The organism is Halovalidus salilacus, from assembly GCF_031852275.1.
GTDB lineage: Archaea > Halobacteriota > Halobacteria > Halobacteriales > Natrialbaceae > Halovalidus > Halovalidus salilacus.
The window spans coordinates 3605773-3631015 of sequence record NZ_CP134700.1 but is presented as its reverse complement, the minus strand read 5'-3'; the positions used below and the strand labels follow the sequence as shown (position 1 = coordinate 3631015).

The 25243-nt window shown below is 67.9% G+C and carries 26 protein-coding genes and 1 pseudogene; 7 read left to right on the top strand and 20 right to left on the bottom strand.

Features of this window, described 5'->3' with window-relative positions:
- Positions 1–62: 62 nt before the first annotated feature.
- The 5 genes and pseudogenes from RJT68_RS17895 to RJT68_RS17875 all read right to left on the bottom strand — a co-directional run bounded on the left by RJT68_RS17895 (position 63) and on the right by RJT68_RS17875 (position 4885).
- A complete protein-coding gene (locus tag RJT68_RS17895; protein WP_407037890.1) occupies positions 63–941 on the bottom strand; it encodes a class I SAM-dependent methyltransferase in 879 nt (292 codons plus the stop codon).
- Positions 942–1030: 89 nt separating this feature from the next.
- A pseudogene (locus RJT68_RS17890) lies at positions 1031–1802 on the bottom strand (coenzyme F420-0:L-glutamate ligase).
- A gap of 454 nt (positions 1803–2256) precedes the next feature.
- Positions 2257–3243: a lysylphosphatidylglycerol synthase transmembrane domain-containing protein gene (locus RJT68_RS17885; RefSeq protein ID WP_407037889.1), complete on the bottom strand. Its 987-nt coding sequence runs from the start codon at positions 3241–3243 to the stop codon at positions 2257–2259.
- Positions 3240–3962 carry a PHP domain-containing protein gene (locus RJT68_RS17880; RefSeq protein WP_407037888.1) on the bottom strand — a complete coding sequence of 241 codons (723 nt, stop codon included), beginning with the start codon at positions 3960–3962 and terminating at the stop codon, positions 3240–3242. Before RJT68_RS17880 ends, RJT68_RS17885 begins: the two co-directional genes overlap by 4 nt.
- Complete coding sequence (locus tag RJT68_RS17875) at positions 3959–4885, bottom strand: decaprenyl-phosphate phosphoribosyltransferase (RefSeq protein ID WP_407037887.1); 927 nt, start codon at positions 4883–4885, stop codon at positions 3959–3961. The genes RJT68_RS17880 and RJT68_RS17875 overlap by 4 nt, the downstream gene beginning before the upstream one ends.
- Positions 4886–5227: 342 nt before the next feature.
- Between RJT68_RS17875 and RJT68_RS17870 the strand changes: the two genes are divergently transcribed.
- A complete protein-coding gene (locus tag RJT68_RS17870; RefSeq protein WP_407037886.1) occupies positions 5228–6316 on the top strand; it encodes an NAD-dependent epimerase/dehydratase family protein in 1089 nt (362 codons plus the stop codon).
- A 62-nt stretch (positions 6317–6378) separates the two neighbouring features.
- Here RJT68_RS17870 and RJT68_RS17865 read toward each other — a convergent pair whose 3' ends face one another.
- Genes RJT68_RS17865 through RJT68_RS17855 form a run of 3 tightly spaced genes read right to left on the bottom strand, consistent with a single transcriptional unit; the run spans position 6379 to position 10950 of the window.
- Entirely contained in the window at positions 6379–7209 is an 831-nt protein-coding gene (locus RJT68_RS17865) for a maleate cis-trans isomerase family protein (RefSeq protein WP_407037885.1), read from the bottom strand.
- Positions 7202–8899 (bottom strand): hydantoinase B/oxoprolinase family protein, encoded by a 1698-nt coding sequence (locus tag RJT68_RS17860; protein WP_407037884.1) that lies wholly within the window; start codon positions 8897–8899, stop codon positions 7202–7204. The genes RJT68_RS17865 and RJT68_RS17860 overlap by 8 nt, the downstream gene beginning before the upstream one ends.
- The gene (locus tag RJT68_RS17855) at positions 8896–10950 is read right to left on the bottom strand and encodes a hydantoinase/oxoprolinase family protein (RefSeq protein ID WP_407037883.1); all 2055 of its coding nucleotides are present in this window, start codon (positions 10948–10950) and stop codon (positions 8896–8898) included. The genes RJT68_RS17860 and RJT68_RS17855 overlap by 4 nt, the downstream gene beginning before the upstream one ends.
- A 124-nt stretch (positions 10951–11074) precedes the next feature.
- Here RJT68_RS17855 and RJT68_RS17850 point away from each other — a divergent pair, with 124 nt between their 5' ends.
- From RJT68_RS17850 to RJT68_RS17835, 4 genes are all read left to right on the top strand, one after another.
- The gene (locus RJT68_RS17850) at positions 11075–11848 is read left to right on the top strand and encodes a hypothetical protein (protein ID WP_407037882.1); all 774 of its coding nucleotides are present in this window, start codon (positions 11075–11077) and stop codon (positions 11846–11848) included.
- 203 nt (positions 11849–12051) lie between these two features.
- On the top strand, positions 12052–13485 hold the full coding sequence (locus RJT68_RS17845; protein ID WP_407037881.1) for an NUDIX domain-containing protein: 1434 nt from the start codon (positions 12052–12054) through the stop codon (positions 13483–13485).
- Positions 13486–13782: 297 nt separating this feature from the next.
- Positions 13783–14721, top strand: coding sequence for a D-2-hydroxyacid dehydrogenase (ddh, locus tag RJT68_RS17840; protein WP_407037880.1), 939 nt, complete (start codon positions 13783–13785; stop codon positions 14719–14721).
- A gap of 176 nt (positions 14722–14897) precedes the next feature.
- Entirely contained in the window at positions 14898–15281 is a 384-nt protein-coding gene (locus RJT68_RS17835; protein WP_407037879.1) for a DUF7344 domain-containing protein, read from the top strand.
- A 102-nt stretch (positions 15282–15383) separates the two neighbouring features.
- On the opposite strand, the gene RJT68_RS17830 is transcribed toward RJT68_RS17835, so the two are convergent.
- From RJT68_RS17830 to engB, 4 genes are all read right to left on the bottom strand, one after another.
- On the bottom strand, positions 15384–16184 hold the full coding sequence (locus RJT68_RS17830; RefSeq protein WP_407037878.1) for a beta-ketoacyl-ACP reductase: 801 nt from the start codon (positions 16182–16184) through the stop codon (positions 15384–15386).
- Positions 16181–16741 carry an HTH domain-containing protein gene (locus tag RJT68_RS17825; protein WP_407037877.1) on the bottom strand — a complete coding sequence of 187 codons (561 nt, stop codon included), beginning with the start codon at positions 16739–16741 and terminating at the stop codon, positions 16181–16183. Before RJT68_RS17825 ends, RJT68_RS17830 begins: the two co-directional genes overlap by 4 nt.
- On the bottom strand, positions 16728–16943 hold the full coding sequence (locus RJT68_RS17820) for a MarR family transcriptional regulator (protein WP_407037876.1): 216 nt from the start codon (positions 16941–16943) through the stop codon (positions 16728–16730). The genes RJT68_RS17825 and RJT68_RS17820 overlap by 14 nt, the downstream gene beginning before the upstream one ends.
- Before the next feature lie 561 nt (positions 16944–17504).
- Positions 17505–18122, bottom strand: a complete 618-nt coding sequence (gene engB, locus RJT68_RS17815) for a GTP-binding protein EngB (RefSeq protein ID WP_407037875.1) — start codon at positions 18120–18122, stop codon at positions 17505–17507.
- Between the two features lie 158 nt (positions 18123–18280).
- On the opposite strand from engB, the gene RJT68_RS17810 reads away from it, so the two are divergent.
- Complete coding sequence (locus RJT68_RS17810) at positions 18281–19579, top strand: TIGR00341 family protein (RefSeq protein ID WP_407037874.1); 1299 nt, start codon at positions 18281–18283, stop codon at positions 19577–19579.
- 23 nt (positions 19580–19602) lie between these two features.
- Here RJT68_RS17810 and RJT68_RS17805 read toward each other — a convergent pair whose 3' ends face one another.
- Both RJT68_RS17805 and RJT68_RS17800 read right to left on the bottom strand, forming a co-directional pair.
- The gene (locus RJT68_RS17805) at positions 19603–19914 is read right to left on the bottom strand and encodes a hypothetical protein (RefSeq protein WP_407037873.1); all 312 of its coding nucleotides are present in this window, start codon (positions 19912–19914) and stop codon (positions 19603–19605) included.
- Positions 19915–19927: 13 nt separating this feature from the next.
- Positions 19928–20965, bottom strand: coding sequence for an NOG1 family protein (locus RJT68_RS17800; protein WP_407037872.1), 1038 nt, complete (start codon positions 20963–20965; stop codon positions 19928–19930).
- Positions 20966–21138: 173 nt separating this feature from the next.
- On the opposite strand from RJT68_RS17800, the gene RJT68_RS17795 reads away from it, so the two are divergent.
- Entirely contained in the window at positions 21139–21510 is a 372-nt protein-coding gene (locus RJT68_RS17795; protein ID WP_407037871.1) for a DUF5518 domain-containing protein, read from the top strand.
- 287 nt (positions 21511–21797) lie between these two features.
- On the opposite strand, the gene RJT68_RS17790 is transcribed toward RJT68_RS17795, so the two are convergent.
- The 6 genes from RJT68_RS17790 to RJT68_RS17765 all read right to left on the bottom strand — a co-directional run bounded on the left by RJT68_RS17790 (position 21798) and on the right by RJT68_RS17765 (position 25171).
- Positions 21798–22145, bottom strand: coding sequence for a four-helix bundle copper-binding protein (locus RJT68_RS17790; RefSeq protein WP_407037870.1), 348 nt, complete (start codon positions 22143–22145; stop codon positions 21798–21800).
- A 119-nt stretch (positions 22146–22264) separates the two neighbouring features.
- Positions 22265–22549: a phosphoribosyl-ATP diphosphatase gene (gene hisE, locus RJT68_RS17785; protein WP_407037869.1), complete on the bottom strand. Its 285-nt coding sequence runs from the start codon at positions 22547–22549 to the stop codon at positions 22265–22267.
- A 24-nt stretch (positions 22550–22573) separates the two neighbouring features.
- On the bottom strand, positions 22574–23041 hold the full coding sequence (locus RJT68_RS17780; protein WP_407037868.1) for a bifunctional nuclease family protein: 468 nt from the start codon (positions 23039–23041) through the stop codon (positions 22574–22576).
- A gap of 86 nt (positions 23042–23127) precedes the next feature.
- A complete protein-coding gene (gene pdxT / locus RJT68_RS17775) occupies positions 23128–23751 on the bottom strand; it encodes a pyridoxal 5'-phosphate synthase glutaminase subunit PdxT (RefSeq protein ID WP_407037867.1) in 624 nt (207 codons plus the stop codon).
- 316 nt (positions 23752–24067) lie between these two features.
- Positions 24068–24493 (bottom strand): EamA family transporter, encoded by a 426-nt coding sequence (locus RJT68_RS17770; RefSeq protein WP_407040404.1) that lies wholly within the window; start codon positions 24491–24493, stop codon positions 24068–24070.
- Positions 24494–24754: 261 nt separating this feature from the next.
- Complete coding sequence (locus RJT68_RS17765; RefSeq protein WP_407037866.1) at positions 24755–25171, bottom strand: universal stress protein; 417 nt, start codon at positions 25169–25171, stop codon at positions 24755–24757.
- Positions 25172–25243: the final 72 nt, after the last annotated feature.

The following is a 25243-nucleotide window of genomic DNA, read 5'->3' as shown; positions in this document are numbered from 1 at the left end:
AGGACACCGTCACCGGAGATGGTGGCCGTGACGCGCGACGCCGATCGGCTCGGAGGCGCCCCTCAGTCGGCGCGCGCCCCGAAGAACAGTACCGAGCCGCGCCGGTCGAACTCGAGATCGTCGAATCCCGCCGTCAGAAGCCGGTCGCGAAACTCCTCGGGCGCGAACGGGTCGGCGTTGAGCGTTCGGTTCGCGAGCAACCGCACGGGTGGCGCGCCGAGCACGTACTCGTCGACCAGCGTCGTTCCGGCGAATCGGCCCCCGGGTCGCAGGACGCGTCGGATCTCCTCGAGCGCGGCGTCGACGTCGGGGAAGATGTGGAGCGCCCAGCAGCACGCCGCTCGGTCGAAGGCGCCGTCGTCGAACCAGAGGTGATCGGCGCTCATCCGGGCGAACGCGGCGGTTTCGATCCCCTCTCGAGCGGCGTACCGGCGCGCCTTCTCGAGCATCCCGTCGGAGAGGTCGACGCCGACCGCGACCGCGGCGTCGTTCGCCACGTATCGTGTGAATCGGCCCGTCCCGCAGGCGACGTCGAGTATCGAGAGGCCGTCGCGGTCGCCTCCGGGTTCGTCCTCGTCATCGCTCTCGCCTTCGCCCACGCTTTCACCCTCGCCTTCGCCCACGCTTTCACCCTCGCCCTCGCTCTCGCCCTCGAGGTCGAGCAACTCGGCGACCGTCAGCCGATCGTCCCGGGGCGCCGACGGCCCGCCGATGAAGCGGTACAGCGGCGGGAACCAGACCGGCGTCTCGTAGATCGGCGCAAGCCGGTCGAAGACGTCCCCGCCGGACGAGACGGCCGCGGGGACGGGAAATCGAGGGATGCCGTCGACGACGGGAATCCGCACGCGGCAGGTGGGACAGCGCAGCGCGCCGTCCAGCCGGGCGACTGATTCGTCACACCGTCGACAGACGAAGTCCGCGTCGGTCGCGTCGAGTTCCATCGCCTCCGGATACGGCCCCCTCGACCGTAAGCGTCGGTGTCATCTCCGCCGCTCGGGTCTCGTCTTCGTCCGCCGCTCGAGTCTCGACCTCAGCCGTCGAACTCCCACTCTCGCAGCGCCTGCCGGATCAGGTCGTCCTCGACGGCCCGGAACAGTTCGTCGCTCCCCTCGTGGTCGCCGAACTCGAAGCCGCGGACGACGACTGCCGGGGTGCCGCCGGCGCCCTCCCCCGTGACGAGATTTGCAGCGGCTGCGAGTTCGTCGATCACGGACTGGACGGTGACGCCGAGTTCGTGGCCGTCGCGGTCCTCCTCGCCCCGCCAGTCCCGGCTGGCGGGCATCCCGGCCCAGCCGATGGCGACGCCGCGCTGCCCGTGGCGGAACGGTCGCCCGCAGGTGTCGGTGACGATCACCGCGACGTCCTCGTGGCCGCGCTCTGCGAGCCCCGAACGAATCCGCTCCGCGCTCCCGCTCGGATCCGTCGGCAGCAGCAGGATGTCGTGATCCGGCACGTTCGACCGATCGATCCCCGCGTTCGGGCAGATGTGGCCGAATCGAGTCTCCGCGAGGAGGAAGGGCGCGTCGATCAGCAGTTCGGTGCTCTCCTCGAGGACGGCCTGTGCGAACCGGGGGTCCTTCTCCTCCCCCCGAAATCTCCGAGATTCGGTCCGCGATCTCTCGGGCTCGGCCGCTGACGGGGTAGTCCTCGAGGTTCGCCGTCCGCCCCTCGGCCTTCGAGACGACCGTGCTCGCGACGGTGAGCACGTCGCCCGGCTCGAGGCCCGCCCGCTCCGCGATCAGCGCGGCGAGGTCGTCGCCGGCGCGGATCTCGGGCAGCCCCTCCACTGCGTGCAGTTCCATAGCGGTGAGTGCGGCGAGCGCCCTCAAAAACGCACCGTCACCGCCTCGAGGAACTCTCGTACGTTGTGTACAGCGCCGACTGGGTATTACTTTCCAAGGCTTCGAACACCACGAAAGCCCCTGGCGCGCTTGGCCGGTCTGATCTCGCTGCGCTCCTCGCTCCTCTCGTCGCTCCGGTGCTTACGTCGCCAGACCGGCCAAGCGCGCCAGCCCCTTTCATTCCCACCCATGTCGGCTACCCGGCCGGCCACCGCGGGTGGGAATGAAAAGGGGCCGGCGGCGTCCGGGAAGACGGGCGCAGTAAGCACGCGACCGAAGGGAGCGCGCGCAACAAGCCCATCGACCGGACGCCGCCGGGGGCTTTCGTGGTGGTCTCGCTCGTTTCGATGCTGGGTGGATGGAACCTGATCACACCACCAAGTGGAGTCGATCCGTATGATGTCTCTGCTCATACTCATCGAGTCGCCTTGTACGCCAGAAAGACGGCCGTCCCGAGGGCGGCGGCGTACCACAGCGTGCCGACGCGGATCACCATCGTGGCGGCCGCGGCGACGGCCTCGGGGTAGCCGAGCGCGACGAGCACGCCGACCATCGACGCCTCAGTCGCCGCGACCCCGCCGGGGAGCATCGAGACGGCGCCGACGACCGACCCGAAGCCGAAGACGAACAGGGCGACCACGACGCCCGCCTCGACGCCGAACCCCTCGAGCACCAGCCAGAACGCCAGGCCCTCGAGCCCCCACGCCGCGAGGCTGAGCAGCGTCGAGACCGTCAGCGGCCGGAGGTGGAACAGGCGGTAGGCGCTCTCGTAGAACCGCTCGAGGTCGGCCGCGTGGTCGCCGACGAGCGGGGCCGACTCGAGGCGCTCGAGGATCGCGATGCAGGCCCGTCGCCACCGGAGGAGGCCGATGCCGGCCGCGAGGACGGCCAGGATGATCGCGACGGGGAGCGACGAGCGGCTGTAGACCAGGACGCCGAGGGCGGCCATCGCGCAGAGCGCGAGGAGGTCCGTGATGCGCTCGGCGCCGACGACGGAGGTGACCTCGCTCGCGGACGCGCCGCGGGCGTCGCGGAGGAACCAGGCCTTCCAGACCTCGCCGGCCTTCCCCGGCGTGACGACCATCATCAGGCCGCTGAAGAAGGCGACGGCGCTGGCGTCGGCGGGAACGTCGATCTCGAGGCGCCGGAGGTAGTAGTGCCACTTGGCGAACCGGAAGCCGTAGCCGACGGTCGTCAGGCCGATGACGGCCGCGAACGTCCGCCACTCGAGGGCGCGGAGGGCGCCGGTCACGTCGCCGACGTCGGCGTAGACGGCGAGGCCGAGGAAGGCGGCGACCGAGAGCAGTCCCGTCAGCCAGACGCCGTGGTCGGAGACGAGCCGCCGGCAGCGGTCCGCGACGGTTCCGCGGAGGCCGCCGGTTCCGCCGGCTTCGCCGCTCATCGTCGCGCGGATCCCCCCGATTCGATGCGCTCGAGCGTGCGACCCGCGGCGGTCCGAAACTGGTGAAGTTTCGTCGCGACGTGGCCCGAGAGGTACCGTCCGCGGCCGCCCGGTCGCACGCGCCCCTCGAGGACGGCGCCGGCGAGCGAGCCGTTCCCCTCGAGCCCATCCTCGCCTCCGACGTCCACCCTGCCCTCGACGGTCGTGTACGCCCGCCCGACCTCCATCGGGAAGTGGGCGTCGCTCCCGCCGGTCGCAGGCAGGTCGTGGTCGATCGCGAACGCCGCCGCGCGCTCGTTGTACCGGCGGCGGACGCAGCGTGAGTTCACCGCCTCGACCGCGTCGACGGCGTCGGCGAGGGCCTCGAGGTCGCGCTCGTAGAACTGGCGCAGGGAATCGAACGGGTGGGAGAGCACGGCGACGCCGCCCTGGTCGTGGACGTCGTCGATCACCGCCAGCGGGTCGGCCCGGGGCGGGACCGCCGTCACGTCCAGCGCGAGGAGGTGCCCCTCGGTGGTCGTCACCTCCACCCCCGACACGACCTCGAGGTCGGCCGGCGCGGCCTTTCGAACCGCGTCGACGTTCTCGAGGGTGTCGTGGTCGGTGACGGCGATGCCGTCGAGGCCGGCGTCGACCGCCGCCGAGACGACGCGCTCGGGCGGCGCGCTCGAGCAGGGCGAGGCGTTCGTGTGGACCTGGAGGTCGTATCGGCGCGTCATGGTGAGAGCGAGACGATCACCTCGAGGAGTTGCGGCGGGACGTCGTACAGGATGGCGACGACGAGGAGGCCCCAGACGACGAGGTTGGCGAGGAAGGGGCGGTCGGCGAAGAGGAACTTCGGGTCGCCGCCGAGGTCCCGCGTGTGGGCGAGGTGGTGGTACCGGAAGGTCGCGAAGAAGGCGAACGGGAGCGTGGCCATCATCCACAGGCCGCTCTCGAAGAACGTGTAGAGCGAGTAGGAGACGATCAGCGCCGAGAGGACGGCGACGAGCAGCTGGTCGAGCGTTTCCTCGGTGTACTCCGCGAGGATGGTACGCGAGGCGGCCGGGTCGTCGGTGACGACCATCTCGTGACGGCGCTTGCCGAGGGCGAGCATCAGCGCGCCGAGGAAGGTGCAGACGACGAGCCAGGGGCTCAGGGAGACGTCGATGGCGACGACGCCGGCGATCGCCCGCATGACGAAGCCGTTGGCGATCACCATCACGTCGACGAGGACGATCTGCTTCAGGAACGCGGAGTAGAGCCCGTTCTGGACGAGGTAGGCGAGAACGACCAGCAGGAATAGCGGGCCGAGGTACCAGGAGAGGGTGAGGCCGCCAACGAACAGCAGGGCCCCGAACGTCGCCGCGACGGCGATCGGGACCTGCCCGCTGGCGATCGGTCGGTACCGCTTTCGCGGGTGCTCGCGGTCCTCCTCGAGGTCGAGGATGTCGTTGTAGACGTACGTCGCGCCCGCGACGGCGCAGAAGGCGACGATGCCGACGGCGACGTTCGTGACGGCGACCGGATCGAACAGGCTCTCGGAGAAGACGAGTCCCAGCAGGAGGATGCTCTGCTTGTACCACTGCCAGGGGCGCATCTCCTTCACCAATCCGGTGAGGGTCGCCGCGACCCCGTTCCGGTCGGCGTACGCGCGGGCCATCTATCCCCCTCACGTGCCACGCTGGGTCGCAAAAAGCACCTGCTTGAGACTGACTGTCGACGCCGGGGATCGGTCCGAGGGGCTCCCTCGAGGGGGTTTCGATTTCCGACCGCGGACGACTCGACCCGACCGCGGACCCACTCGATCCCCAATCGAGTTCGGGTCCAACGTTGCCCGAGGTCGAGTCGGCCACTGCTCGAGCGTGGTCCGATCTCCGTTCTCAACGTTCGATCCTCGCTCGAGGAGCCGTTCTCGGCTCTACATCGGTCACGACGCCTGTAACTCACGATTTCCAGCAATACACTATTGTGCCACCGTGTGGTCGTTCCGGGTGATTCCACGATGAGCGACAGCGAGCGAGCCGACGACTCGAGCGGGTCAGTTCTCGTCACCGGCGGGACCGGATTCCTCGGCCTCCACGCGTGCCAGCACTTCCGCGACCTGGGGTGGGACGTCACCGCGTTCGACCGCAAGCCGTTCGAGGAGGAGGACGACGCCGAGGGGATCGACTTCGTTCGCGGGGACGTTCGGAGCGAGGCGTCCGTCGCCGACGCGCTCGAGGAGAGCGGCGCGACGTCGGTCGTGCACGCGGCGGCCGCGCTCCCGCTGTGGGACGACGACCGGATTCGGGAGACGACCATCGACGGAACCCGGAACGTCCTCTGGGCGTCCACGGAGGCCGACGTCGAGCGGGTGTGTTACGTCTCCTCGACCGCGGTGTACGGGACCCACGAGGACCACCCCATCACCGAGGAGTCGCCGCTCGAGGGGGTCGGCGCCTACGGAGAGGCCAAGATCGAGGCCGAGAAGATCTGCGAGGACTTCCGCCGCATGGGTGCGTGCGTCCCGATCCTCCGGCCGAAGACGTTCGTCGGGCCCCAGCGCCTCGGCGTGTTCCAGGTGCTGTTCGACTGGATCGAGGACGGCGCGAACGTCCCGCTGGTCGGCTGGGGCGACAACTACTACCAGCTGTTGCACGTCAACGACCTCGTCGACGCCATCGAGTTGATGCTCACCGGGGACGAGGACGAGGTCAACGACACGTTCAACGTCGGCGCCGACGAGTTCGGAACGATGAAGGAGGACTTCCAGGCCCCGATCGACTACGCGGGGACGGGCAAGCGCACCATCGGGACGCCCGCGGTCCTCACGGTCTGGATCCTCCGCGTCCTCGAGAAGCTGAACCTCTCGCCGCTGTACCCGTGGGTGTACGAGACGGCCCACGAGGACTCCTACGTCTCCGTCGAGAAGCTGAAGGGCCTCGGCTGGGAGCCGGAGTACTCCAACCGGGAGGCGCTCGTCGAGACCTACGAGTGGTACCTCGAGCACTACGAGGCCGACGAATCGGCCGACGAGACCGGCCTCGACCACCGCGTCGCGTGGGATCAGGGGGCCCTGACGATTGCGAAGCGGGTTTCCCAGCGGATCTGACACCCTCGGCCCCTTCCGTCACGTCGGCGACGAACCGACGGTTACCGTCGATGAAACGACGGCTACCGTCGACCGGGCGACGCGCGCTCGAACAGCGCTCCCGAGCCGTCGACCGCGAGGGTTCCGCAGAGGCCCGACCCCGTCCCCGTTTCGGGCGCGTCGGCGCCGTCGGCCGCGAGCACCCGAAGGACGTCCCACAGCGTCGCACCGTTGCTCGTGACGACCGGAACGCCGAGGTCGGCCTCGAGCTCGTCGACAGCGGCGAGCGACGTGTAGTTCGTGCACGAGACGAAGACGGCGTCGACGTCGTCGCCGGGGGCGAGAGCCTCGTCGCCGACGAGCGTCCGCACCTGTTCGCGGGCGTCCGCCGGCGTCAGCGCGCCGATCTCGACGTTGGCTTCGATTCCCAACCCCTCGAGCGCGACGACCCCGAACCCCGCGGCCTCGAGGAACGCGCGCTCCTTCTCGTCGAGGTCGGCGGTGTAGGGCGTCGCGACGGCGATCCGCTCGGCGTCGAGGGCCTCGAGCGCCCGCACCACGGATCGGGCCGTGGCGACCGCGGGCGCGCCGGCGGCGGCCGACACGCGCTCCTCGAGTTCGACGTCGAAGCCGGGGCCGTGCAGGAGGCTCCCGGTCGTACAGGCGTAGGCGACCGCGTCGACGTCGGCGTGGCCGAGCAGTTCGGCCGCGCGCACCGCGCCCTCGCTCATCGCGTCCAGTTCGTCGACCGTGACGGACTCGAGGACCATCCGGGCGCCGTGGACGGTGACGCCCTCGGGGAGGGCCCGCCGGAACTCCGGTTCGGCCGTCGTGTTCGAGGAGGGAACGATCAGTCCGATTCTGATTCGGGCGCCGTCGTCGACCGACCGCGGATCGTCATCGGTCTCACTCATCGTTCTGCCCCTCCTCGTCGGCGGTTCGCTTCCCGTCGGCCAGGTCGGCCTCGAGGGCCGCCGGATCGCGCTCGTCGGGGTCGCCGTGTCCGCCGCCGCCGGGCGTTCGGACGGTCACGGTCGTTCCGGCGGGGACGTCGACGGTCGTCTTCGCGCCCACCGGTTCGCCGTCGATCAGGTTCTCGCCGGTCGCGCCGTCTGCGCCGCCGGCGACGCCCCTCGGCGCGTGGCGGCGACGCTCGGTCAGCAGCGATACCGTCGCGTCCGTTTCGACCGTGACCGTGCGCTCGAGTCCGAGTCCCCCGCGATACCGGCCGCGGCCGCCGCTGTCCGGACGGAACGCGTAGCGCTCGACCCGGAGCGGGTACTCGGTCTCGATGGACTCGACGGGCGTGTTGAGCGTGTTGGTCATGCCGACCTGCACGCCGTCCATGCCGTCGCGCTCGGCGCGGGCGCCGAAGCCGCCGCCGATCGTCTCGTAGTAGGTGAACGAGCCGTCCCGGGCGCCGACGGTCAGGTTGTTCATCGTCCCCTGGCCCTGGGCGGGCACGCGGTCGGGCGCGGCCTGCGCGAGCGCCGCGAAGACGACGTCCGTCACGCGCTGGCTGGTCTCGACGTTACCGCCGACGACCGCCGCCGGCGGCCGGGGGTTCAGCAGCGACCCCTCCGGCGCCGAGACGCGCACGGGCTGGTAGCAGCCGTCGTTCGGCGGAATTTCGGGGTCGGTCACGCAGCGGACGACGAAGTAGACCGCGCTCTGGGCCACCGCCAGGGGGGCGTTGCAGTTCCCCTCGAGTTGCCCCGCCGTCCCCGAGAAGTCGACGTCGATCGATGAGCCGTCGATCTCGACCGTCACCGCGATCTCGACATTGTCGTCGGTGACGCCGTCGCCCTCGAGGACGTCCGTCGCCTCGTAGGTGCCGTCCGGAAGGGCCTCGATCTCGCGTTCGATCCGCTCGCGGGAGTAGTCGATGACGGCGTCGAACCCGGCGAGGACGGTCTCGCGGCCGTGTTCGTCGAACAGCGCTCCCAGGCGGTCCTCGGCGCGTTCGTTCGCCGCCAGTTGCGCACGGAAGTCCGCCCGGCGCTCGCGCGGGTTGCGGACGTTGGCGAGGATGACCGACCGTACGTCCTCGCGGACCTCGCCGCCCTCGACGAGCCGAATCGGTGGCAGTCGGAGCCCCTCCTGGTAGATCTCCTGGGCGCCGGCCGGCATGCTGCCGGGGGTCATCCCCCCGACGTCGGCGTGGTGGGCGCGGGAGACGGCGTAGCCGACGATCTCCGAATCACCGTCGCCCGTCTCGCCGCTCGAGGGCGCGATCGGCGACACCATCGTCACGTCCGGCAGGTGCGTCCCGCCCGTGAACGGGTCGTTCAGGACGAACACGTCGCCCGGACGCGGATCGTGCTCGCGGACGGCCTCGACGGCCGCCGGCATCGCCCCGAGGTGGACCGGGATGTGCTCCGCCTGGGCGACCATCCGTCCCTCGGCGTCGAACAGCGCCGTCGAGCAGTCGCGGCGCTCCTTGATGTTCGGGGAGTACGCGCCGCGGATGAGGGTCTGTCCCATCTCCTCCGCGACGCTCTCGAGTTGGTTCCGGAGCACCTCGAGGGTGATCGGGTCGATCGATTCCGCGGCGTCCGGTCGGTCGTTCGCGTTCGCGTTCGAGTTTGAGTTCGAATCCGTCATCGGTCCACCTCCGTGTCCGTTTCAGTCGCAGCACCACCACCCCCGCGCGTCATCACCAGCGTCCCGTCGGCGAGCACCTCGCCGGTCCACGCCGGCGGGACGACGGTCGTGCTCTCGGCCTGCTCGAGGATCGCGGGTCCAGAAACGGTTGCGCCCGCCCCGAGGGCGTCGCGGTCGTAGACGGCCGTCTCGAGGGGTTTCTCGCCCGTCTCCGGGAAGTAGGCGTCCCGCGTGCCGATCCGGGCGTCGCCGCGCCCGTCGTGGCGCACGGTCGGCTCCGCGCCGGGGACCGTCGCCGTCGCGCGGAGGGTGACGACCTCGATCGCCTCGTCCAGTTCGTAGCCGTAGGAGCGCTCGTGTGCCTCGTGAAAGCGCTCGGCGACTGACTCGGCGTCGAACCGCTCGTCGACCGGGACGGTCAACTCGAAGCTCTGGCCGGCGTACCGGCAGTCGGCCGCCCGTTCGACGCGCGCCGCTTCGGGGTCTGATGCCTCGTCGATCACGTCCGCCACGAGGCCGTCGTAGACGTCCTCGAGGTCGGCCGGCTCGGCCTCTTCCAACGGTACGCCGACCGTCCGTGCGGCGTCGTAGCTCTCGTCGGCGGCGAGCAGACCGAACGCCGAGAGGACGCCCCCCGGGCGGGGGACGACGACCCGGTCGACCTCGAGCGCCTCCGCGAGCGCCGCCGCGTGCATCGGTCCCGCGCCGCCGAAGGCCACCAGCGCGAACGACCGCGGGTCGTGGCCCCGTTCGACGGTCACCGATCGGATCGTCCGGGTCATCGTCGCGTTCGCAACGCGGTAGACCCCCAGGGCCGCCTCGAGAGCGCCATCGAGGCCTGCCTCCTCTGCGAGACGTTCGAGGGTGCCGCGGGCCGCCTCGACGTCGAGGGTCATCTCGCCGCCGAGGGCAGTTTCGGGGCCGATGTAGCCGAGGACGACGTTTGCGTCGGTGACGGTGGGTTCGGTCCCACCCTTCCCGTAGCAGACGGGGCCGGGGTCGGCGCCCGCCGAGCGCGGGCCGACCCGCAGCGCGCCGCCGGCGTCGACCCACGCGATCGACCCGCCGCCCGCGCCGACGGTGTTGACGTCCACCATCGGCGTCCTGATCGGGAGGCCGGCGATCTCGGCGTCGGTCGTCCGCTCGGCCCGGCCGTCCCGGACGAGGCTCACGTCGCTCGAGGTGCCGCCCATGTCGAAGGTGACGAGGCCCTCGACGCCGGCGTCCGCCTCGGTGCCGTCGACGGTCGCCGCGGCGCCGACGACGCCCGCCGCGGGCCCGGATAGCACCGTCGTGACGGCGTGCGTGCGGACGATGTCCGGGTCGGCGATGCCGCCGTTGGCCTGCATGATCCGCGGGGCGGGGAGGCCCGCCTCGTCGGCCTGGTCGACCAGCCGACCGACGTAGCGGTCGATCGCCGGGCGGACGTAGGCGTCGACGGCGGTCGTCGAGGTCCGCTCGTACTCGCGGAACTCCGCGAGGACCTCGTGGGAGGCCGAGACGGGGACGTCGAGCTCCTCGCGCAGGACTTCGGCGACGACCCGCTCGTTCTCCGGGTCGGCGTAGGCGTGGAGCAGCGAGATCGCGACGGCTTCGGCCTCCTCCTCGCGCAGTTCCTCGGCCAGTTCCCGGACCGCGTCGGGATCGACCGGCCGCTCGACGCCCGCGGCGGTCGTCCGCTCGTCGATCTCGAGCCGGCGGCGTCGGGGCACCAGCGGCTCCGGTTTCTCGGCCTCGAGGTCGTAGAGGTCCGGCCGGTCCTGGCGGCCGATCTCGAGGACGTCGCGGAACCCCTCGGTGGTGACGAGCGCCGTCTTCGCGCCGCGGCGCTCGAGGAGGGCGTTCACCGAGACGGTCATCGCGTGGGCGAAGGCGTCGATCTCGGAGGGGTCGATGTCCGCCCGGTCGCAGGCCTTCTCGATCCCCTCGAGGACGCCCAGGTGCTGGGGCTCGGTCGAGGGAACCTTCGCCGTCACGAGGCGGTCGTCGACCGAGAGCGCGACGTCGGTGAAGGTGCCGCCGACGTCGACCCCAATAATGTACTCGCTCATTATTTACCATTGTCTTCTACCCTACTAAATATTCAATCCCGCGACCGTACCAATAATAGCGCACATAAAAAATAATATTTTTACCTTTGGAAAGATTTAATACAGTTACAAGCAAGTGATATGTATGGGTAAAAATGAAAAACACATTGGTAGAAGAGCAGCTCTAAAAGGAATATACGGTGGAATTATTACTGCCCCAGCTATTAATTTAGCTAGTAATAGTTCGAAGGCAGATGATGCCCGTGATTTAAGGTACGACGCCTTCGGTACAGATATTGTAAAAACAGACACCGGAGAAACTGTTGCAGATATTCGATCGGTAGCTACTGGTGTTGATAAGATTGAGAATACAATCACATCTTTCACTCAATCAATTATAGCTGGTATGGACGTGTACGATGATTCAAGCACGAGCAGTATTTCGTGGGGTGAAATACGGGACATAAAATTAGAAGTTGGAAAGAAAAGCATTCCTAGCAATGCATCAATTAATTTTAGAAATGCAGAAAAAATATCAAAAGGAAATGATACAACGGCAGATAAGGTCATTCAAGCAGGTTTAGAAATTCTTGCTGAGGAGGCGTGGGATCTACCAGGACCAAACCCATTTGAAGCTGTGGTGAGTGAGGATAGTGATGTTTCTACTCGAAATTTCAATCAAGAAATAGTCGGTAACTTTGCTGATCTTAATAATGAAGATATGATATACGGGGCCACTTGGAGTATGTATTTTGAACCAACAGAAGATGGTACTGTTCCAACGGGAACTTACGAATTTGAAGCTACACTCACAGCAGAAGTGGGAAGAAAAATCAATAACCAATCTGCTGGGACTTATCACCACTTAGAAGACATTTCTCAAACACATGACATCGTCGTAGAAGTGGTTAGTAGTTAGGTTTTCCAACCTAAAGCAGTTATGCGCTACAGAAATATGGATAACGGTTAGATGCGTCTTCGTAGAGTCTATTTATCACTCGCTCGACGCCGCGACGGCGGGTTTCGCCCCAGTTCGAAGCCGAACCCGTCTCGAGGTCCCGATTTCGTGACCCGGCCCGGGATCCCGAAAGCGATTCCACGCGGGGGGCCGTCCACTCGCCCATGAACGATCGGGGGAGCGATACCGGCGGCTCGAGGGCTGAAACGGATCGACCCGACGGGGACTCGAGGGACCGCGTCGTCACCGCGTTCCTCCGCCACCGCGGGCGGATCCTGCTGTTGCGCCGCAGCGACGCCGTTGGCACCTACCGGGGCCAGTGGGGCGGCGTCTCCGGCTTCGCGGAGGGCGACCCGGACGGCCAGGTCCGCCGCGAGATCGAGGAGGAGACCGGACTCGATCCCGGGACGGACGTCTCGCTCGTCCGCTCGAGCGGTCCCGTTCGAGCCGTCGACGAGGATCTGGGCCGGGAGTGGGCGGTCCGCCCGTACCTCTTCGAGGTCGAACTCGAGTCGCCTGAGATCGAACTCAGCGAGGAGCACGACGCCCTCGAGTGGGTCCCGCCGACGGCCTGCCTCGCGTTCGACCTCGCGGACGGTGCCGAGCGACCCGACGGCGTCGCCCCGCGGGAGACGGTTCCGAAACTGTGGGAGGCCTACGAGCGCGTCGCGCCGACGGTTCGCTCGATCGCCGCCGACGGCGATCACGGCGCGGCGTGGCTGTCGATCCGCGCCCTCGAGGTGCTGCGCGACCGCGCGGGCTTGCTCGTCGCCGAGCGGGCGGAGTACGGCCCCGATCCGGCGGGCGAGCGGGACGAACTGGCCGAACTCGCCCGGCGACTGCTCGAGGCCAGACCCTCGATGGCGGTGCTCCGAAATCGGGTGAACCGGGCGATGGCCGGCGCGCTCGACGGTGGTGAAAGCGACGACGAACTCGGCGCTCCCGCCGCCCTCGAGTCCGCGCTCGAGGGGATCGACCGGGCGCTCGAGGCCGACGAGCGGGCCGCCGCGAACGCCGCCGACCTGCTCGAGGGTGGCGGAGACGGGGGAGACGGCGGCGCGTCGGTCATGACCATCTCGCGCTCGGGGACCGTCCTCGAGGCCCTCCGCCGGGGCGACCCGTCGCGCGTGTTCGTCGCGGAATCCCGACCCGCCCGGGAGGGGATCGACGTCGCCGAGGAACTGGCCGACGAGGATCTCGCCGTGACGGTCCACACCGACGCCGCGGCGGCACACCTGCTCGCCCGAGAGGACGTCGACCGGGTGCTCGTCGGCGCCGATACCCTCCACCCCGACGGCTCGGTGGTGAACAAGACGGGGACGCGTGCGCTCGCCGTCGCCGCCGCGCGCGAAGGGATCCCCCTGACGGTCGTCGCCGCGACGGACAAGGTGTCGACGCGCGAGGCGGTCAACCTCGAGTCCGGCGACCGCTCCGCGGTGTACGACGGCGACGCCCGCCTCGACGTGGCGAACCCGACGTTCGACGTGACGCCCGCCGACTGCGTGACGGAGGTGGTGACGGAGGCGGGGCCGCTCGAGGCCGAGGCGGTCTCGGCGGTGGCCGAGGAGTTGCGCGACCTCGAGTCCTGGACGGCGTAGGCGGGAGTGGCGGGGACCGAACGAAGCGACAGACCAAAACCCTTCGATCGCGTACGGACGGTGGCGGCAGTGACGACATGTTACCCCCTCTGAGCCCCTTGTGACGAGGGTTTTTCCTCCGAGCCGCTTCTCACGCGCGTGCGTCGACGAGTACCTCGCCGAGAGCCATCGAGAGCGCGTCGATGAACGGCGGAATTCTCGGCGCCCGCACCCCGTGCTAGACGCTCGACGGCCACCGATCCGAACCGGATCGCCGGGGGGCAAACCTTGAACCGGATCTCCTCCGTAGCCGCCCCTATGGATCTTTCACCGGAGTCGCTCGACGCGCTCGGCGTCCACGAATCGGTCGACCAGGTATTCCCGCCCGAAGAACTCGAGCGTTACCTCGCCGACCTCCCGCTCGAGGTTACGATCGTCGACGACGACGGCCTCGAGGCCGTCGACGCGGTCGTCACGCTCGCGTACGACGACGCGATGCTCGGCCTCGAGTGGATCCACTCGATCCAGGCGGGCGTCGATCGGTTCCCGTTCGACGACCTCGAGGCGAACGACGCGGTCCTCACGAACAGCACGGGGATCCACGGCCGGAGCGTCGGCGAAACGGTCGCGGGCTACCTCCTCGCGTTCTCCCGCCGCCTCCACCGGCACGTCGCGAACCAGCGGGAGCGCCGGTGGGAGCGACCCGAGTGGGACGACGCGTTCACCCTCCCAGGGAAGACCGCGTGCATCGTCGGCACGGGGACGCTCGGGCGGGGCGTCGCCGAGATTCTCGGCGCGCTCGGCGTCCGCGTCATCGGCGTCCGGCGCTCGGGCGATCCCCTCCCCGAGTTCGAGGAGATGTACGCGAGCGACGAGTTGCGCGAGGCGATTACCGGACCCGACTTCGTGATCTCCACGCTGCCGTTGACCGACGAGACTTCCCACACGTTCGACGCCGAGGCGTTCGACGCCATGCGCGAGGACGCCTACTTCGTGAACGTCGGCCGCGGCCCGCTGGTCGACGAACCGGCGCTGGTGGAGGCCCTCGAAGCCGGCGCCATCGAGGGGGCCGCCCTGGACGTCTTCGAGACCGAACCCCTCCCCGAGGACTCGCCGCTGTGGGGGATGGACGAGGTGATCGTCTCGCCCCACTGTGCGGCCTTCACGGTCGACTACTTCCGGGACGTCGGCGACATCGTGCGGGAGAACGTGGACCGACTCGAGCGCGGGGACGCGCTCCGCAATCGGGTGGTCTGAGGCGTCGGTGGTCGTCGCCTCTCCCACTCCGCGCGTTGATCGGCGACGTCTGGGTGCCCGTACGATCGACGCCCTCGCTCCGAGTACGAGGCAGTAGCCGCCGTAAACGCGAGACGGTAGTACCGGACGCGGCCACGTAACCTGGTTTTATAATTGCGGGTGACAATTACCGGTCGATGGCGAATAAATGGGACACAACTGACGCCGAGTTTTCTACGAGCACGGTCGACGAGCGCGACCGGATCGACGCCCTCTTCGACGCCCTCTCGAGCAAGCGTCGCCGCCAGCTGCTCTCGCTCCTTCGTGACGAAACGCGGACCTCGGTCGCCGACGCGGCGCGACGAATCGCGGCGTGGGAATCGGACCGATCGATCGACGACGTTCCGCGAGAGCGTGCGTCCGCCCTCGAGATCGAACTCGTTCACGTCCACCTCCCGAAACTCCGGGACGCGGGAATCGTCGAGTACGACGGACGCTCCCGTCACGCGGTGATGTACGATCCGCCGGACCTCGTGGAGCGCTACCTCGATCGGTGGGCGAGTCGGGACCGGCCGGACTGAGCGGCTTCGCGCGGTGACCCGTTTACGCTCCGGATACCACCGTTTGAAGGAAATCGAAGCGGTGAACCGGTGAGCGTCTCTCGGGTGGCTACGCGGAGGGCGTCAGAGATCGGTTCCGCCGTTGACGTCGATGACCTCGCCGGTGATGTAGCCCGACTCCTCGCCGGCGAGGTAGCGAACGAGGCCGGCGATCTCGTCGGGATCGGCGAACCGCCCGAGCGGGACGTTCGACCGGATCTCCGCCCGCACGTCCTCCGGGATCGTCTGCACCATCTCCGTGTCGGTGAACCCGGGCGCGACGCAGTTCGCCGTCGAACCGGAGGGCGCCAGTTCGAGGGCGATCGATCGCGTGAACCCGAACAGGCCGCTTTTCGCCGCGGCGTAGTTCGCCTGTCCGACGTTCCCCTGCTTGCCGACCACGCTCGAGATCGTGACGAGTCGGCCGTGGTCGGCGCGTTCGATGTCGTCGTAGAACGCCTTCGTGCAGTTGAACGTGCCGTGGAGGCAGACGTCGATCGTCCGGTGCCACTCCTCGGCGGACATCTCGGCGAAGCGCCGATCCCGCGTGACGCCCGCGTTGGCGACGAGGACGTCGATCGGTCCCAGCGCGTCCGCGACGGCGTCGCGCATGGCGGCCACCTCGTCCAGATCCGTGACGTCGGCCCGGATCGGATAGCCGAGCCCCTCCCCCTCCGCCTCGGTGATCCGGTCGGCGACCGCGTGCGCGGCGGCCTCCGACGATCGGTAGTTCACGACGACGGTCGCCCCGTACCGCCCGAGTTCGGACGCGATGTGCCGTCCGATCCCGCGCGAGGCGCCGGTGACGAGACACGTCCGCCCGGCGAGCGGCTGTCGGTCCGGGAGGGTGAGGCCGTCGTCCTCCTCGTGACGTCGGGCGGTCACCGTCGCCCCTCCAGGAGCGTCGTTCCGCCGGTCGACCCGAACGCAGTTTCCGATTCGGGCGTCTTCGTCGCCTCGGCGGCGCGCAGCCACTCGGTGACGGTTCGGGTTCGTTCGGCGTCCGTCCCCGGATCGGCCGTGTGGGGAACGACCCCGCGGAGCCGGTCCGCCTCACGGTCGCGGACGGCGAGCGCCACGATCGGCACGCGGACCCGCTCGCGGCGGTCGTCGGACTGCGTTCCCGGCGGCGACGACGGGACGCGTTCGCGGCGAAACGCCGGCTCGAGCGTGTGACCGCGCTCGTCCGCCCACGCTTCGAACGCGGACACGAGTTCGTCGCGCGTCTCGTTCGCCGCGGATTCGGCGAGCGCGTCGTTCTCCGGCGGCCACCCGCGGATCCGGTACTCGGCGATCGCGTCCGTTTCGCTCAGTCGCTCGAGGCGATCCGCGACGGCGTCGATCGTCCCGACGAGCGTCGCGGGAACGGCCGTCCGCACGTAGCAGTCGACCGCGGTCGGCGCGTCGGACTCGAGAAACGGCGCGCGATCAGCTGACGACATACGCGTTCTCCGTGTTCCGAACGAGCCCCTTCGCGCTCAACGACGCGAGAACCGACAACAGCGTGAGCTTGGGAAGTCCAAGCAGCTGCTCGAGGTCCGCGACGGTCGCCTCCCCGACGCTGTCGATCGCGAGGTAGACGAGTTTGGCCTGCGGTGACGCGAGGTCGTCCGGCAACGGTGACTGATGTTCGCTCGTGGACATCACTGCATACGCCCACGATCGAGCATATAAATTCACACTGATACGTGAGAACAGATGACAATAACCGTAGTACGGGGGTGCTATAATGGTGTGATAAAACGAGGATATCCCCTCTTCAACTTCACGAGTTGTCAGGTTGAGGATTCCAAAACGTTCGTAACGAGTGAAAGAATTTCGAAGCCGAGCCAAACGCGTCTGGAGACGGTGTGACGTCTGGGTCGTGGAGGCGATGGATAATGAAACGGGGGACTCGGTCGGACAACGGAGACCTCGTCGACCGGTGGGTATCGTCGATCGGTGATCGCTGTCCACCGGCGGGTACCGCCGACCCACAATCCGGTTCGGGCCGACGGCTCCGATGGTGTCCACGAGCGGCCGTCAGTCAGCGGCCGGACTCGACGGTCGGTCCGGACGGGGCCGAACGGACCGCACGCGCACCGAGCGCCCGGAGACGGAAACTCCCTCGTCCAACGTATGTTGGTATGCGTTCGGTCGACCGTCCGATCGTTCGGACTCGAGGCGGGCGAGAAACGATCGATTCGACCGTCGATCAGCTTCGCACTAGAAGAATTTGAACAGGTCGTCCCGTTGCTGGCCGTGCAGGTGCGTCCGAACCGCCTCGCGGAGCGGCTCGATGCGCCCCTGCTTGGCGGTGATGGGGGCGATGGTGTCCTGCCACTGCTTCCACGGCGGGAGGAGGCCGAGGCGGTCGCAGATCTCGTTCAGGCGCTCGTCCCGGTCGTCGACCTTGTCCATCTTGTTGACGGCGACGACGGTCGGAACCCCGAGGTCCTGCAGGAAGTGGAACATCTCGACGTCGTAGGGAATCTCGTCGGGGCCGGAGTGACGGTCGATGATGTCGACGGCGCTCTTCCCGTCGAGGACGAGGACTCCGACGAGGACGTGCTCGGCGAACTCCTCGAGGTAGCGGACGATGTCGGTCTTGATCTGCTCGCGCTGGTCCTCGTGGACGCCGCTCATGAAGCCGAAGCCGGGGAGGTCGGTGATGACGAAGTCCTCCGGCGCCCAGTCGTAGTGGTTCGGCTGGCGGGTGACGCCGGGCTTGCCACCGGTGTCGAAGCTGTGCCCCGTGAGTTCGCGCATGAGGGTCGATTTGCCCACGTTGGACCGACCGACGAGGACCACCTCGGCGTCGCGGTCGGGACGCTCGTCGAACATACGTGTCCGTCAGTCGCCGCCGCCTTATAAACGCCGTGACGAGCGGTTCGGGACGCGGGTTCGCTCGCGCTCGAGCGCTCTCGAATGACCTTCGACTCCGTTCGAGGACCGGACGTCGCCTGCAACGCAGTTATGCCCCGTTTTCCCGTCGATATCGTGTGCGTCTCGTTCAGCTGACGGTGCCGACGGGCGCCCGGGACGAGATCCTCGAGTGTCTCGACGAACGGGGGATCGACTACGTCCAGACCGAGGAGACGAGCGGGCGCGAGTACGCCGTCGTGGTCTACTTTCCGCTCCCGTCGGGCGCGGTCGAGTCGGTGCTCGACGAGTTGCAGTCGAAGGGAATCGAGGAGGACGCCTACACGGTCGTGCTCGACGCCGAGACGGTCGTCTCGAGGCGCTTCGAGGAGCTTCAGGAGCGGTACGACCAGGGGGACGTCGATTCCGATCGCATCTCGCGTCAGGAACTCGAGGCGGAGGCGAAGTCGCTGACGCCGGCGTTCGGGATCTTCGCGACGATGACGGTGCTGAGCGCGCTGGTCGCGACGGCAGGCCTGTTGCTCGATTCGCCGGCGGTGGTCGTCGGCTCCATGGTTATCGCACCGCTGATCGGGCCGGCGATGGGCGCGAGCGTGGGGTCGGTGATCGACGACGAGGAACTGTTCCGCGAGAGCATGGTGTACCAGCTGCTGGGGGTGGTCGTCGCCATCGGCGCCGCGGCGATCTTCGCGTGGCTGATGCGGACGACGAACGTCGTCCCGCCGGGGCTGAACATCACCGAGGTCGGCGAGATCGAAGAGCGGCTGACGCCGGATCTCCTCTCGCTCGTCGTCGCGCTCGGTGCGGGCGTCGCCGGCATCGTGAGCATCGCGACGCAGTTGTCGGTCGCCCTCGTCGGCGTCATGATCGCCGCGGCCCTGATCCCGCCGGCGGCCGCCGCGGGGATCGCCATCGCGTGGGGGAACCCGACGGCGGCGATCGGCTCGACGGCGCTCGTCTTCGTCAACCTGCTGTCGGTGAACCTCGCCGGACTCGTGACGCTGTGGTACGCGGGGTACCGACCGGAGAACTTCTTCGACATCCAGCCGACCCAGAAGCGCGTTCGGCGACGAATCCTCGAGTTCGGGGCCGTCGTCCTGCTGTTCTCGGCGCTGCTCGGCGGGATCACCTACGGCTCCTACCAGAACGCGACCTTCGAGCAGAACGCCCGCGAAGACGTCCAGGCGGCCCTCGAGGAGGAGGGGAACGGCCGGTACGAACTCCTCTCGCTCGAGGTCGAGATGGGCGAGGGGTATCCGATTCGGGAACCCGAACAGGTGATCGTGACGGTCGGCGGGCCGCCCGACGAGATGGGCGACGACCTCGCCGAGCGGCTCCAGGAGCGGATCGAACGCCACGCGGACGGCGACGTCGACGTGGAGGTTCGGTACGTCGACGTCCTCGAGGAGTCAGAATAGGGGGCGATACCCGACCGGTTCCGTCATCGTCGCAGGCGCTCGAGAACCGTCGACCCCCGCGCGTCGGATCGGGACTCGTCGCCACCGCCTTCGTCGGCCGCGTCCTTTCCCCCACCTCCGCGACCGATTACTCCCCGGAGCCACGATCGCGGACCGCCGATCCGGTTGAGGAGGTACGTCGGGAGGTAGAGGGCGACCGCCCCGAGCGCGAGGAAGGCGACGCCCCCGACGGTCCGGCCCGACTGAAGGTAGTGAACGCCCATGAAGAACATCGGGCCCGCCATCGGCAGTCCCGCCGCCGTCTGGAGCATCCAGAGGAGGCCCGGCCCCCTCATCTCGCACGCCTCCTCATCCCTCGAACGGGAGCTCTGGCTCGTAGCCGATCGCCTCGACGGCCGCGTCGAGCACCGCCTCGACGTTCTCACCGGTTTCGACGCTCATGAAGTGGTCGACCTCGAGGTCGCCGACCTCGTCCCGGTCGAACCGGTCGGCCTTGTTCGCGACCGTCAACACCGGGAGGCCGGCGAACCGCGCCTCGATGTCGTCGCGCAACTCGAGTTGGGACTCGAGGGGGTAGCCGCACTCGCCGCTGGGGTCGAGCATCACGAGCACGCAGTCGCCGAGGTGCTCGAGGGCGCTGACGGCCTGCGACTCGATCTCGTTTCGATCCTCCGGGGGGCGGTCGAGCAGACCGGGTGTGTCGACGATCTGGTAGCGGATGTGGTCGCGCTCGAAGTGGCCCAGGCCGATCCCCTTCGTGGTGAACGGGTAGGAGGCCGTCTCGCCGCGGGCGTTGGTGACGTCGTTGACGAACGACGACTTCCCCACGTTCGGGTAGCCGGCGACGACGATGGTGGGCTCTTCGGGGTCGATGTCGGGCAAGTCGCGCAGGTCGTTCCTGGCGTCGTTGATGTACCGGAGTTCGTCGTCGACCTGCTCGACGATGTCCGCGAGGCGGGCGAACGCCTGCTTTCGGTGCTTGCGGGCGGTGTCGACGTCCGTCTTGCGGAGCTTCGACTGGTACTCCTCGTGGATCTCGCGGCTCTTCCGACTGGCCCACATCACCTCCGAGAGGCTCTGCCGGAGCCGGTCGACTCCGCCAGACGCTTGCGCGTCTGCCGTACCCTCCGGGCGTGGCCCGGAGACGTCTAAGATGGCGTCGGCGAGTTCGTAGTAGAACGGGTGGACGTCGTCCTCGTACTCGAAGTCGGGCCACGCCGTCACCACGTTCTCGAGGTTGTCCGAGACGATGTTCGCCGCCGTCTGGAGCATCGACTGCTGGGCCTCGAGGCCTCGTTGCGCCCGTCCGGCCCGCGCTGCCCGGGAGAACGCCTTGTCGATCAACTCTTCCGACGTGGGCGTCGTCGGAAGGCCTTCGAAAATCATAGTCCGAACTAGAACGGCCGGTCGTAAAAGGTCGTTCGTTGTCGACCGATCGGGTCCGTCCGCGCTCGACCGCACCGCCACCGCCCTCGATCGCACCGCCACCGCCGCCGTCCGCGCGCGACCGGGATCATGCCGGCCGTGTCCTTATCTCCGCTCGAGGCCTACTCGAAGGTATGACAAACTGGCGCGCCGTCATCGCCGGATTCGTGGTCGCCACCGTGACCGCAATCTTCGGGATCGCGGTCCCCGGAATCGGACAGCTCGCCGCCGGTATCGTCGGCGGGTTCGTCGCGGGATTCATGGCCGGCGGCGGGATCGGCAGCGGCGCCTGGCACGGCCTGCTCGCCGGCTCGCTGGGCGGTATCCTCGGGGGGCTCATTCTCGGCGTCGCCGTGGGCCTCGCCGGGCTCACCCTCGGCCCCGGCGGCGGCCTCATCTCGGGCGCCGTCGGTGCCGGCATCTTCGCCGTCGCCGTCGTCGTCGCGCTGATCATGGCCCTCGAGAGCGCGGTCGCGGGGGCCGTCGGCGGAATGGTCAACACCTGATCCGACGGCCGGATTCCGTTTTCAGCCGTTTCGCTCTCCACATCTCACGCACACGCTCACGCTCACCCTCACCGGACGGTCCAGTCGCCAGCATCCAGGCTCATCACGGGTCGGGGTGCCACTCGAGTCCCTCGTGAGCCGCGTCGTAGCCCCGCGCCCCGCCCTCGGGGCAGCGGGTGCCACCCGAGTCCGGTTCGAAAGTTCGATCCGGGATCCGATGGTCGAGCCCGCAGTTCGCACAGACGATCCATCCTGGCACGCTCGAGTCGGGCGGATCGACGCTCGCGTCAGGCCGACGCCATCTCCCGACAGCTCTCGGCGCACTCCGGCAGGATCTCCGCGCAGGCCTGACAGTGGTCGTGGTCGTGTTGCTCGCACTCCTCGGCGCACTCCTCGCAGAGGTCCGCGCAGATCTCGCCGAGTTCCTCGTGGTAGCCCGAGTCGCGGGCCATCAGGCGGGCGTGCAGCGACGCGACGTCGGCCACGTCCCGGCAGAGGCGGAGACAGCGGGCCATCCCCTCGCCCTCGTCCGCGCTCTCGTCGGCGCACCACTCGCAGACCTGCGCGGCCTCGAGGCAGTTGTCGATACATTCCTGCATCCGCTCGTCGACGTGGTCGATCTGTTGAAGCGCCATCGGCGAACGAAACCACGGGCGGAACAATCAAATCACCACGGGCGCTTGCAAGGATCCGGAGCGCGACGTCTCCGATTCCGGAGGAGGGCGACGTGTTCCATCCAGAACCGGGGACCGACTCAGCGCCGAGACTCGAGTTCCGCCCGCAGATCGTCGAGGTCCATCCCCTTCATCGAGAGCAACACGAGCAGGTGGTAGACGATGTCGGCGGCCTCGTAGGCGATCTCGTCGCGATCGTCGTCTTTGGCCGCCAGCACGAGTTCGGTCGTCTCCTCGCCGAGTTTCTCGAGCACCGCGTTTTCCCCCTTCTCGTGGGTGAACAGCGAGGCGGTGTACGAGTCGTCGGGTAACGTCTCCTTTCGCTCTTCGATCACGGCGAACAGGTCCGCGAGCGTGTCGTCCATCGGTCGTCCAATTCGGTCGGACGCCTATAACTCACCGGGAACGTCGCGGATGTCCTCGAGTTCCTCGAACTTTCCCCTGTCGTCGCGGCCGCTCTCGAAGACGGCGTCGGTGACCTCGATCGGGGCGTTCGTCCGGGCGGCGAGCGCGAGCGAGTCGCTCGGCCGGGCGTCGATGACGGTCGGTCCCCGCGGCGTCTCGACGTGGAGGTCGGCGATGTAGGTCCCGCCTTGCCCGTCCTCGCGCTCCTCGATCTCGCTGACGACGACGTAATCGATCCGGCCCCCGAGTTCCTCGATCACGTCGAGCAGGAGGTCGTGGGTCAGCGGCCGCCCGATGTCCTCGGCCTCGAGGCCCCGGGCGATGCTGGTGGCCTCGCTGAAGCCGATGAAGATCGGCACCACGTCGTCCTCTCCCTGGACGTCCAGGACGACCACCGGAACCGGTCCCTGGGGCGTCCCCGCGACTCGAACGGCGTCGATAGCTGCCTCCATACCCCGACGGACGGCGGCAAGGGGGAAAACATGTCCGGACGCGAATGCATGCACGCGACCCGGGTTCGCGTCCTCCGCGGAACCGATCAGCGCGCGTCCCCGGACTCGAGCGCCGCCCGTCGCGCCGCGTCGCTCTCGAAGAGCGCCAGGTCGTGGATTCGATCGTCCGTCGTCAACTCCGGGTGGAAGGAGGTCCCGACGACCGGGCCGTCCCGCACCGCGACCGGGCGGCCGTCCCACTCGGCAAGGACCTCGACGTCGCCCACCTCGTCGATCACCGGCGCGCGGATGAACACCGCCGGAAACGGCTCTTCGAGCCCCTCGACCTCGAGCGGCGCCTCGAAGCTGTCCGTCTGTCGGCCGAAGGCGTTGCGCTCGACGGTGACGTCGAGCAGGCCCAGGGGGTCGACCCGGTCGTCGCCGGCGTCCCTCGAGGCGACGATCAGGCCCGCGCAGGTGGCGAACAGGGGCTTTCCGGCCGTGACGTGCTCGCGGATCTCCGGGGCGATCCCCTCGTCGTGGACGAGCCTCGAGATGGTCGTCGACTCGCCCCCGGGCAGGGCGAGCAGGTCGCAGTCCGGAACGATCCCCGAGGTGCGGATCTCGCGGACGGTGACGTCCTCGCCGCGGGCCGCGGCGGCGCGCTCGATCGCCTCGGCGTGCTCCGAGACGTTGCCCTGGACGGCGACGACGCCCGCTGTCAGTGACATGGCCGCGACTAGGGAGGTGGATACGAAAAAGGTCCCGTCACGGACTCGCCGTTCGAGCGTCCTCGAGAGCGCGGAAATTCGACGGGAGAACGCTGACTCCCTCGAGGCCGGGCAAAAGCCCCGTGCTAAAGACGAAGGAAAGCTTAGTGCGGAGACGAGTACAGCCGGAGACAGCGTAGACTGGTAGAAACGGACGAACCAGCAACGTTACGGATTCGACTTCCGCTGATCACTGCTAAGAAACGGGTCGTCTCGTAGACCGGCAAATATCCCAACTGCGGTACGGGAAGCCTCGCCGTTTGCGGCGAGGAGGATGTCACCGGGTAACCAGGACGACTCCGATAACTGCGAACGCTATCCCGGCGAGCCTCGTTATCGTAATTTCGTCTCCGAGGACGACCATGCCGATGACGGCCGCGATGACGAAGTACATCGCACCGAGAGTAGAGACGGTCGTCGTTGACCCTCCGGAGAGGCCGACGTACATCGAAATAAGGCCTATTCCGGTGAACAATCCGGCCGTGCCAGCGAGCAGTCCTCCTCTCGCGGTAATGGCGAGCGATGCGTCGGAAACGATGATATATCCGAGTGCAAGGGGTCCGGCAACGAGATATGAGATCGCTGCGGCCGTCCTCGGGTCGATGGACTCCGACGCAGCGTTGCCCAGGACCACCCAGATTCCCCACGTCACCATCGTTATCGAACCAAAGAAGAAAGCCGAATTTATCTCGGGGAACCCCATCGGTGTGTAATCGACATCGCTACTGCGAAACACCTTCACCTTCATCATTTCTCATGCTTAAATAGCCTCTGATCACGAGTAGAGCGCGCTAGTACGCAGTTAGGCATCACTGTGAAACGAACACTTCAGGCGAATCGTAGATCCCACCGCTCAGTCCGCACACGTACTTGCCGAATCGAGGGCCTCAATTTCAGACCCCGGTCTGGATAGATTTTCGCACGGTCAACTACTATTGCCGTACGAACGACGGTTTCCGTCCGCTCACCGGACGACGGTGACCGTCACCGGCGCTCGTCGGACCACCTTCTCCGCCACGCTCCCGAGTAACACGCGGGAGACTCCCGACCGCCCGTGATTGCCGATGACGATCCGGTCGACGTCGTTCTCCTCGGCGAACTCGACGATCTCCCTCGCGGGCTCCCCGAAGGCGGTCTCGACTCGATACTCGACGTCGGCCTCCTCGAGGAGGTCGAGGACCGCTTCGGGGCCCGATTCGACGAACTCGTCGCGCCGGTCCTCGAGCGCCTCGCGGATGAGTCCGATACCCGCGCCGGTGTAGCCGTCCGCCGCTTCGAACACGCGAAAGAGGACGAGCTCCTCGTCGGGGTGCTCCGCGACCGCGCATTCGACCGCCCGTTGCGCCGGTTTCGAGCCGTCGTAGGGCACGAGAACTGCCATGCGAACAGTGGTCAGCGGACCACTATAAACCTCGTCGGTGTGTCGGTCCGGGGTGCCCCGAGTCCCGAATCC

What these genes read in the sequence shown, in the direction of transcription:
- RJT68_RS17895 (WP_407037890.1), bottom strand. Translation starts at nt 941, where the DNA reads ATGGAACTCGACGCGACCGACGCGGACTTCGTCTGTCGACGGTGTGAC.
- RJT68_RS17885 (WP_407037889.1), bottom strand. Translation starts at nt 3,243, where the DNA reads ATGAGCGGCGAAGCCGGCGGAACCGGCGGCCTCCGCGGAACCGTCGCG.
- RJT68_RS17880 (WP_407037888.1), bottom strand. Translation starts at nt 3,962, where the DNA reads ATGACGCGCCGATACGACCTCCAGGTCCACACGAACGCCTCGCCCTGC.
- RJT68_RS17875 (WP_407037887.1), bottom strand. Translation starts at nt 4,885, where the DNA reads ATGGCCCGCGCGTACGCCGACCGGAACGGGGTCGCGGCGACCCTCACC.
- RJT68_RS17870 (WP_407037886.1), top strand. Translation starts at nt 5,228, where the DNA reads ATGAGCGACAGCGAGCGAGCCGACGACTCGAGCGGGTCAGTTCTCGTC.
- RJT68_RS17865 (WP_407037885.1), bottom strand. Translation starts at nt 7,209, where the DNA reads ATGAGTGAGACCGATGACGATCCGCGGTCGGTCGACGACGGCGCCCGA.
- RJT68_RS17860 (WP_407037884.1), bottom strand. Translation starts at nt 8,899, where the DNA reads ATGACGGATTCGAACTCAAACTCGAACGCGAACGCGAACGACCGACCG.
- RJT68_RS17855 (WP_407037883.1), bottom strand. Translation starts at nt 10,950, where the DNA reads ATGAGCGAGTACATTATTGGGGTCGACGTCGGCGGCACCTTCACCGAC.
- RJT68_RS17850 (WP_407037882.1), top strand. Translation starts at nt 11,075, where the DNA reads ATGGGTAAAAATGAAAAACACATTGGTAGAAGAGCAGCTCTAAAAGGA.
- RJT68_RS17845 (WP_407037881.1), top strand. Translation starts at nt 12,052, where the DNA reads ATGAACGATCGGGGGAGCGATACCGGCGGCTCGAGGGCTGAAACGGAT.
- ddh (WP_407037880.1), top strand. Translation starts at nt 13,783, where the DNA reads ATGGATCTTTCACCGGAGTCGCTCGACGCGCTCGGCGTCCACGAATCG.
- RJT68_RS17835 (WP_407037879.1), top strand. Translation starts at nt 14,898, where the DNA reads ATGGCGAATAAATGGGACACAACTGACGCCGAGTTTTCTACGAGCACG.
- RJT68_RS17825 (WP_407037877.1), bottom strand. Translation starts at nt 16,741, where the DNA reads ATGTCGTCAGCTGATCGCGCGCCGTTTCTCGAGTCCGACGCGCCGACC.
- RJT68_RS17820 (WP_407037876.1), bottom strand. Translation starts at nt 16,943, where the DNA reads ATGTCCACGAGCGAACATCAGTCACCGTTGCCGGACGACCTCGCGTCA.
- engB (WP_407037875.1), bottom strand. Translation starts at nt 18,122, where the DNA reads ATGTTCGACGAGCGTCCCGACCGCGACGCCGAGGTGGTCCTCGTCGGT.
- RJT68_RS17805 (WP_407037873.1), bottom strand. Translation starts at nt 19,914, where the DNA reads ATGAGGGGGCCGGGCCTCCTCTGGATGCTCCAGACGGCGGCGGGACTG.
- RJT68_RS17800 (WP_407037872.1), bottom strand. Translation starts at nt 20,965, where the DNA reads ATGATTTTCGAAGGCCTTCCGACGACGCCCACGTCGGAAGAGTTGATC.
- RJT68_RS17795 (WP_407037871.1), top strand. Translation starts at nt 21,139, where the DNA reads ATGACAAACTGGCGCGCCGTCATCGCCGGATTCGTGGTCGCCACCGTG.
- RJT68_RS17790 (WP_407037870.1), bottom strand. Translation starts at nt 22,145, where the DNA reads ATGGCGCTTCAACAGATCGACCACGTCGACGAGCGGATGCAGGAATGT.
- hisE (WP_407037869.1), bottom strand. Translation starts at nt 22,549, where the DNA reads ATGGACGACACGCTCGCGGACCTGTTCGCCGTGATCGAAGAGCGAAAG.
- RJT68_RS17780 (WP_407037868.1), bottom strand. Translation starts at nt 23,041, where the DNA reads ATGGAGGCAGCTATCGACGCCGTTCGAGTCGCGGGGACGCCCCAGGGA.
- pdxT (WP_407037867.1), bottom strand. Translation starts at nt 23,751, where the DNA reads ATGTCACTGACAGCGGGCGTCGTCGCCGTCCAGGGCAACGTCTCGGAG.
- RJT68_RS17770 (WP_407040404.1), bottom strand. Translation starts at nt 24,493, where the DNA reads ATGGGGTTCCCCGAGATAAATTCGGCTTTCTTCTTTGGTTCGATAACG.
- RJT68_RS17765 (WP_407037866.1), bottom strand. Translation starts at nt 25,171, where the DNA reads ATGGCAGTTCTCGTGCCCTACGACGGCTCGAAACCGGCGCAACGGGCG.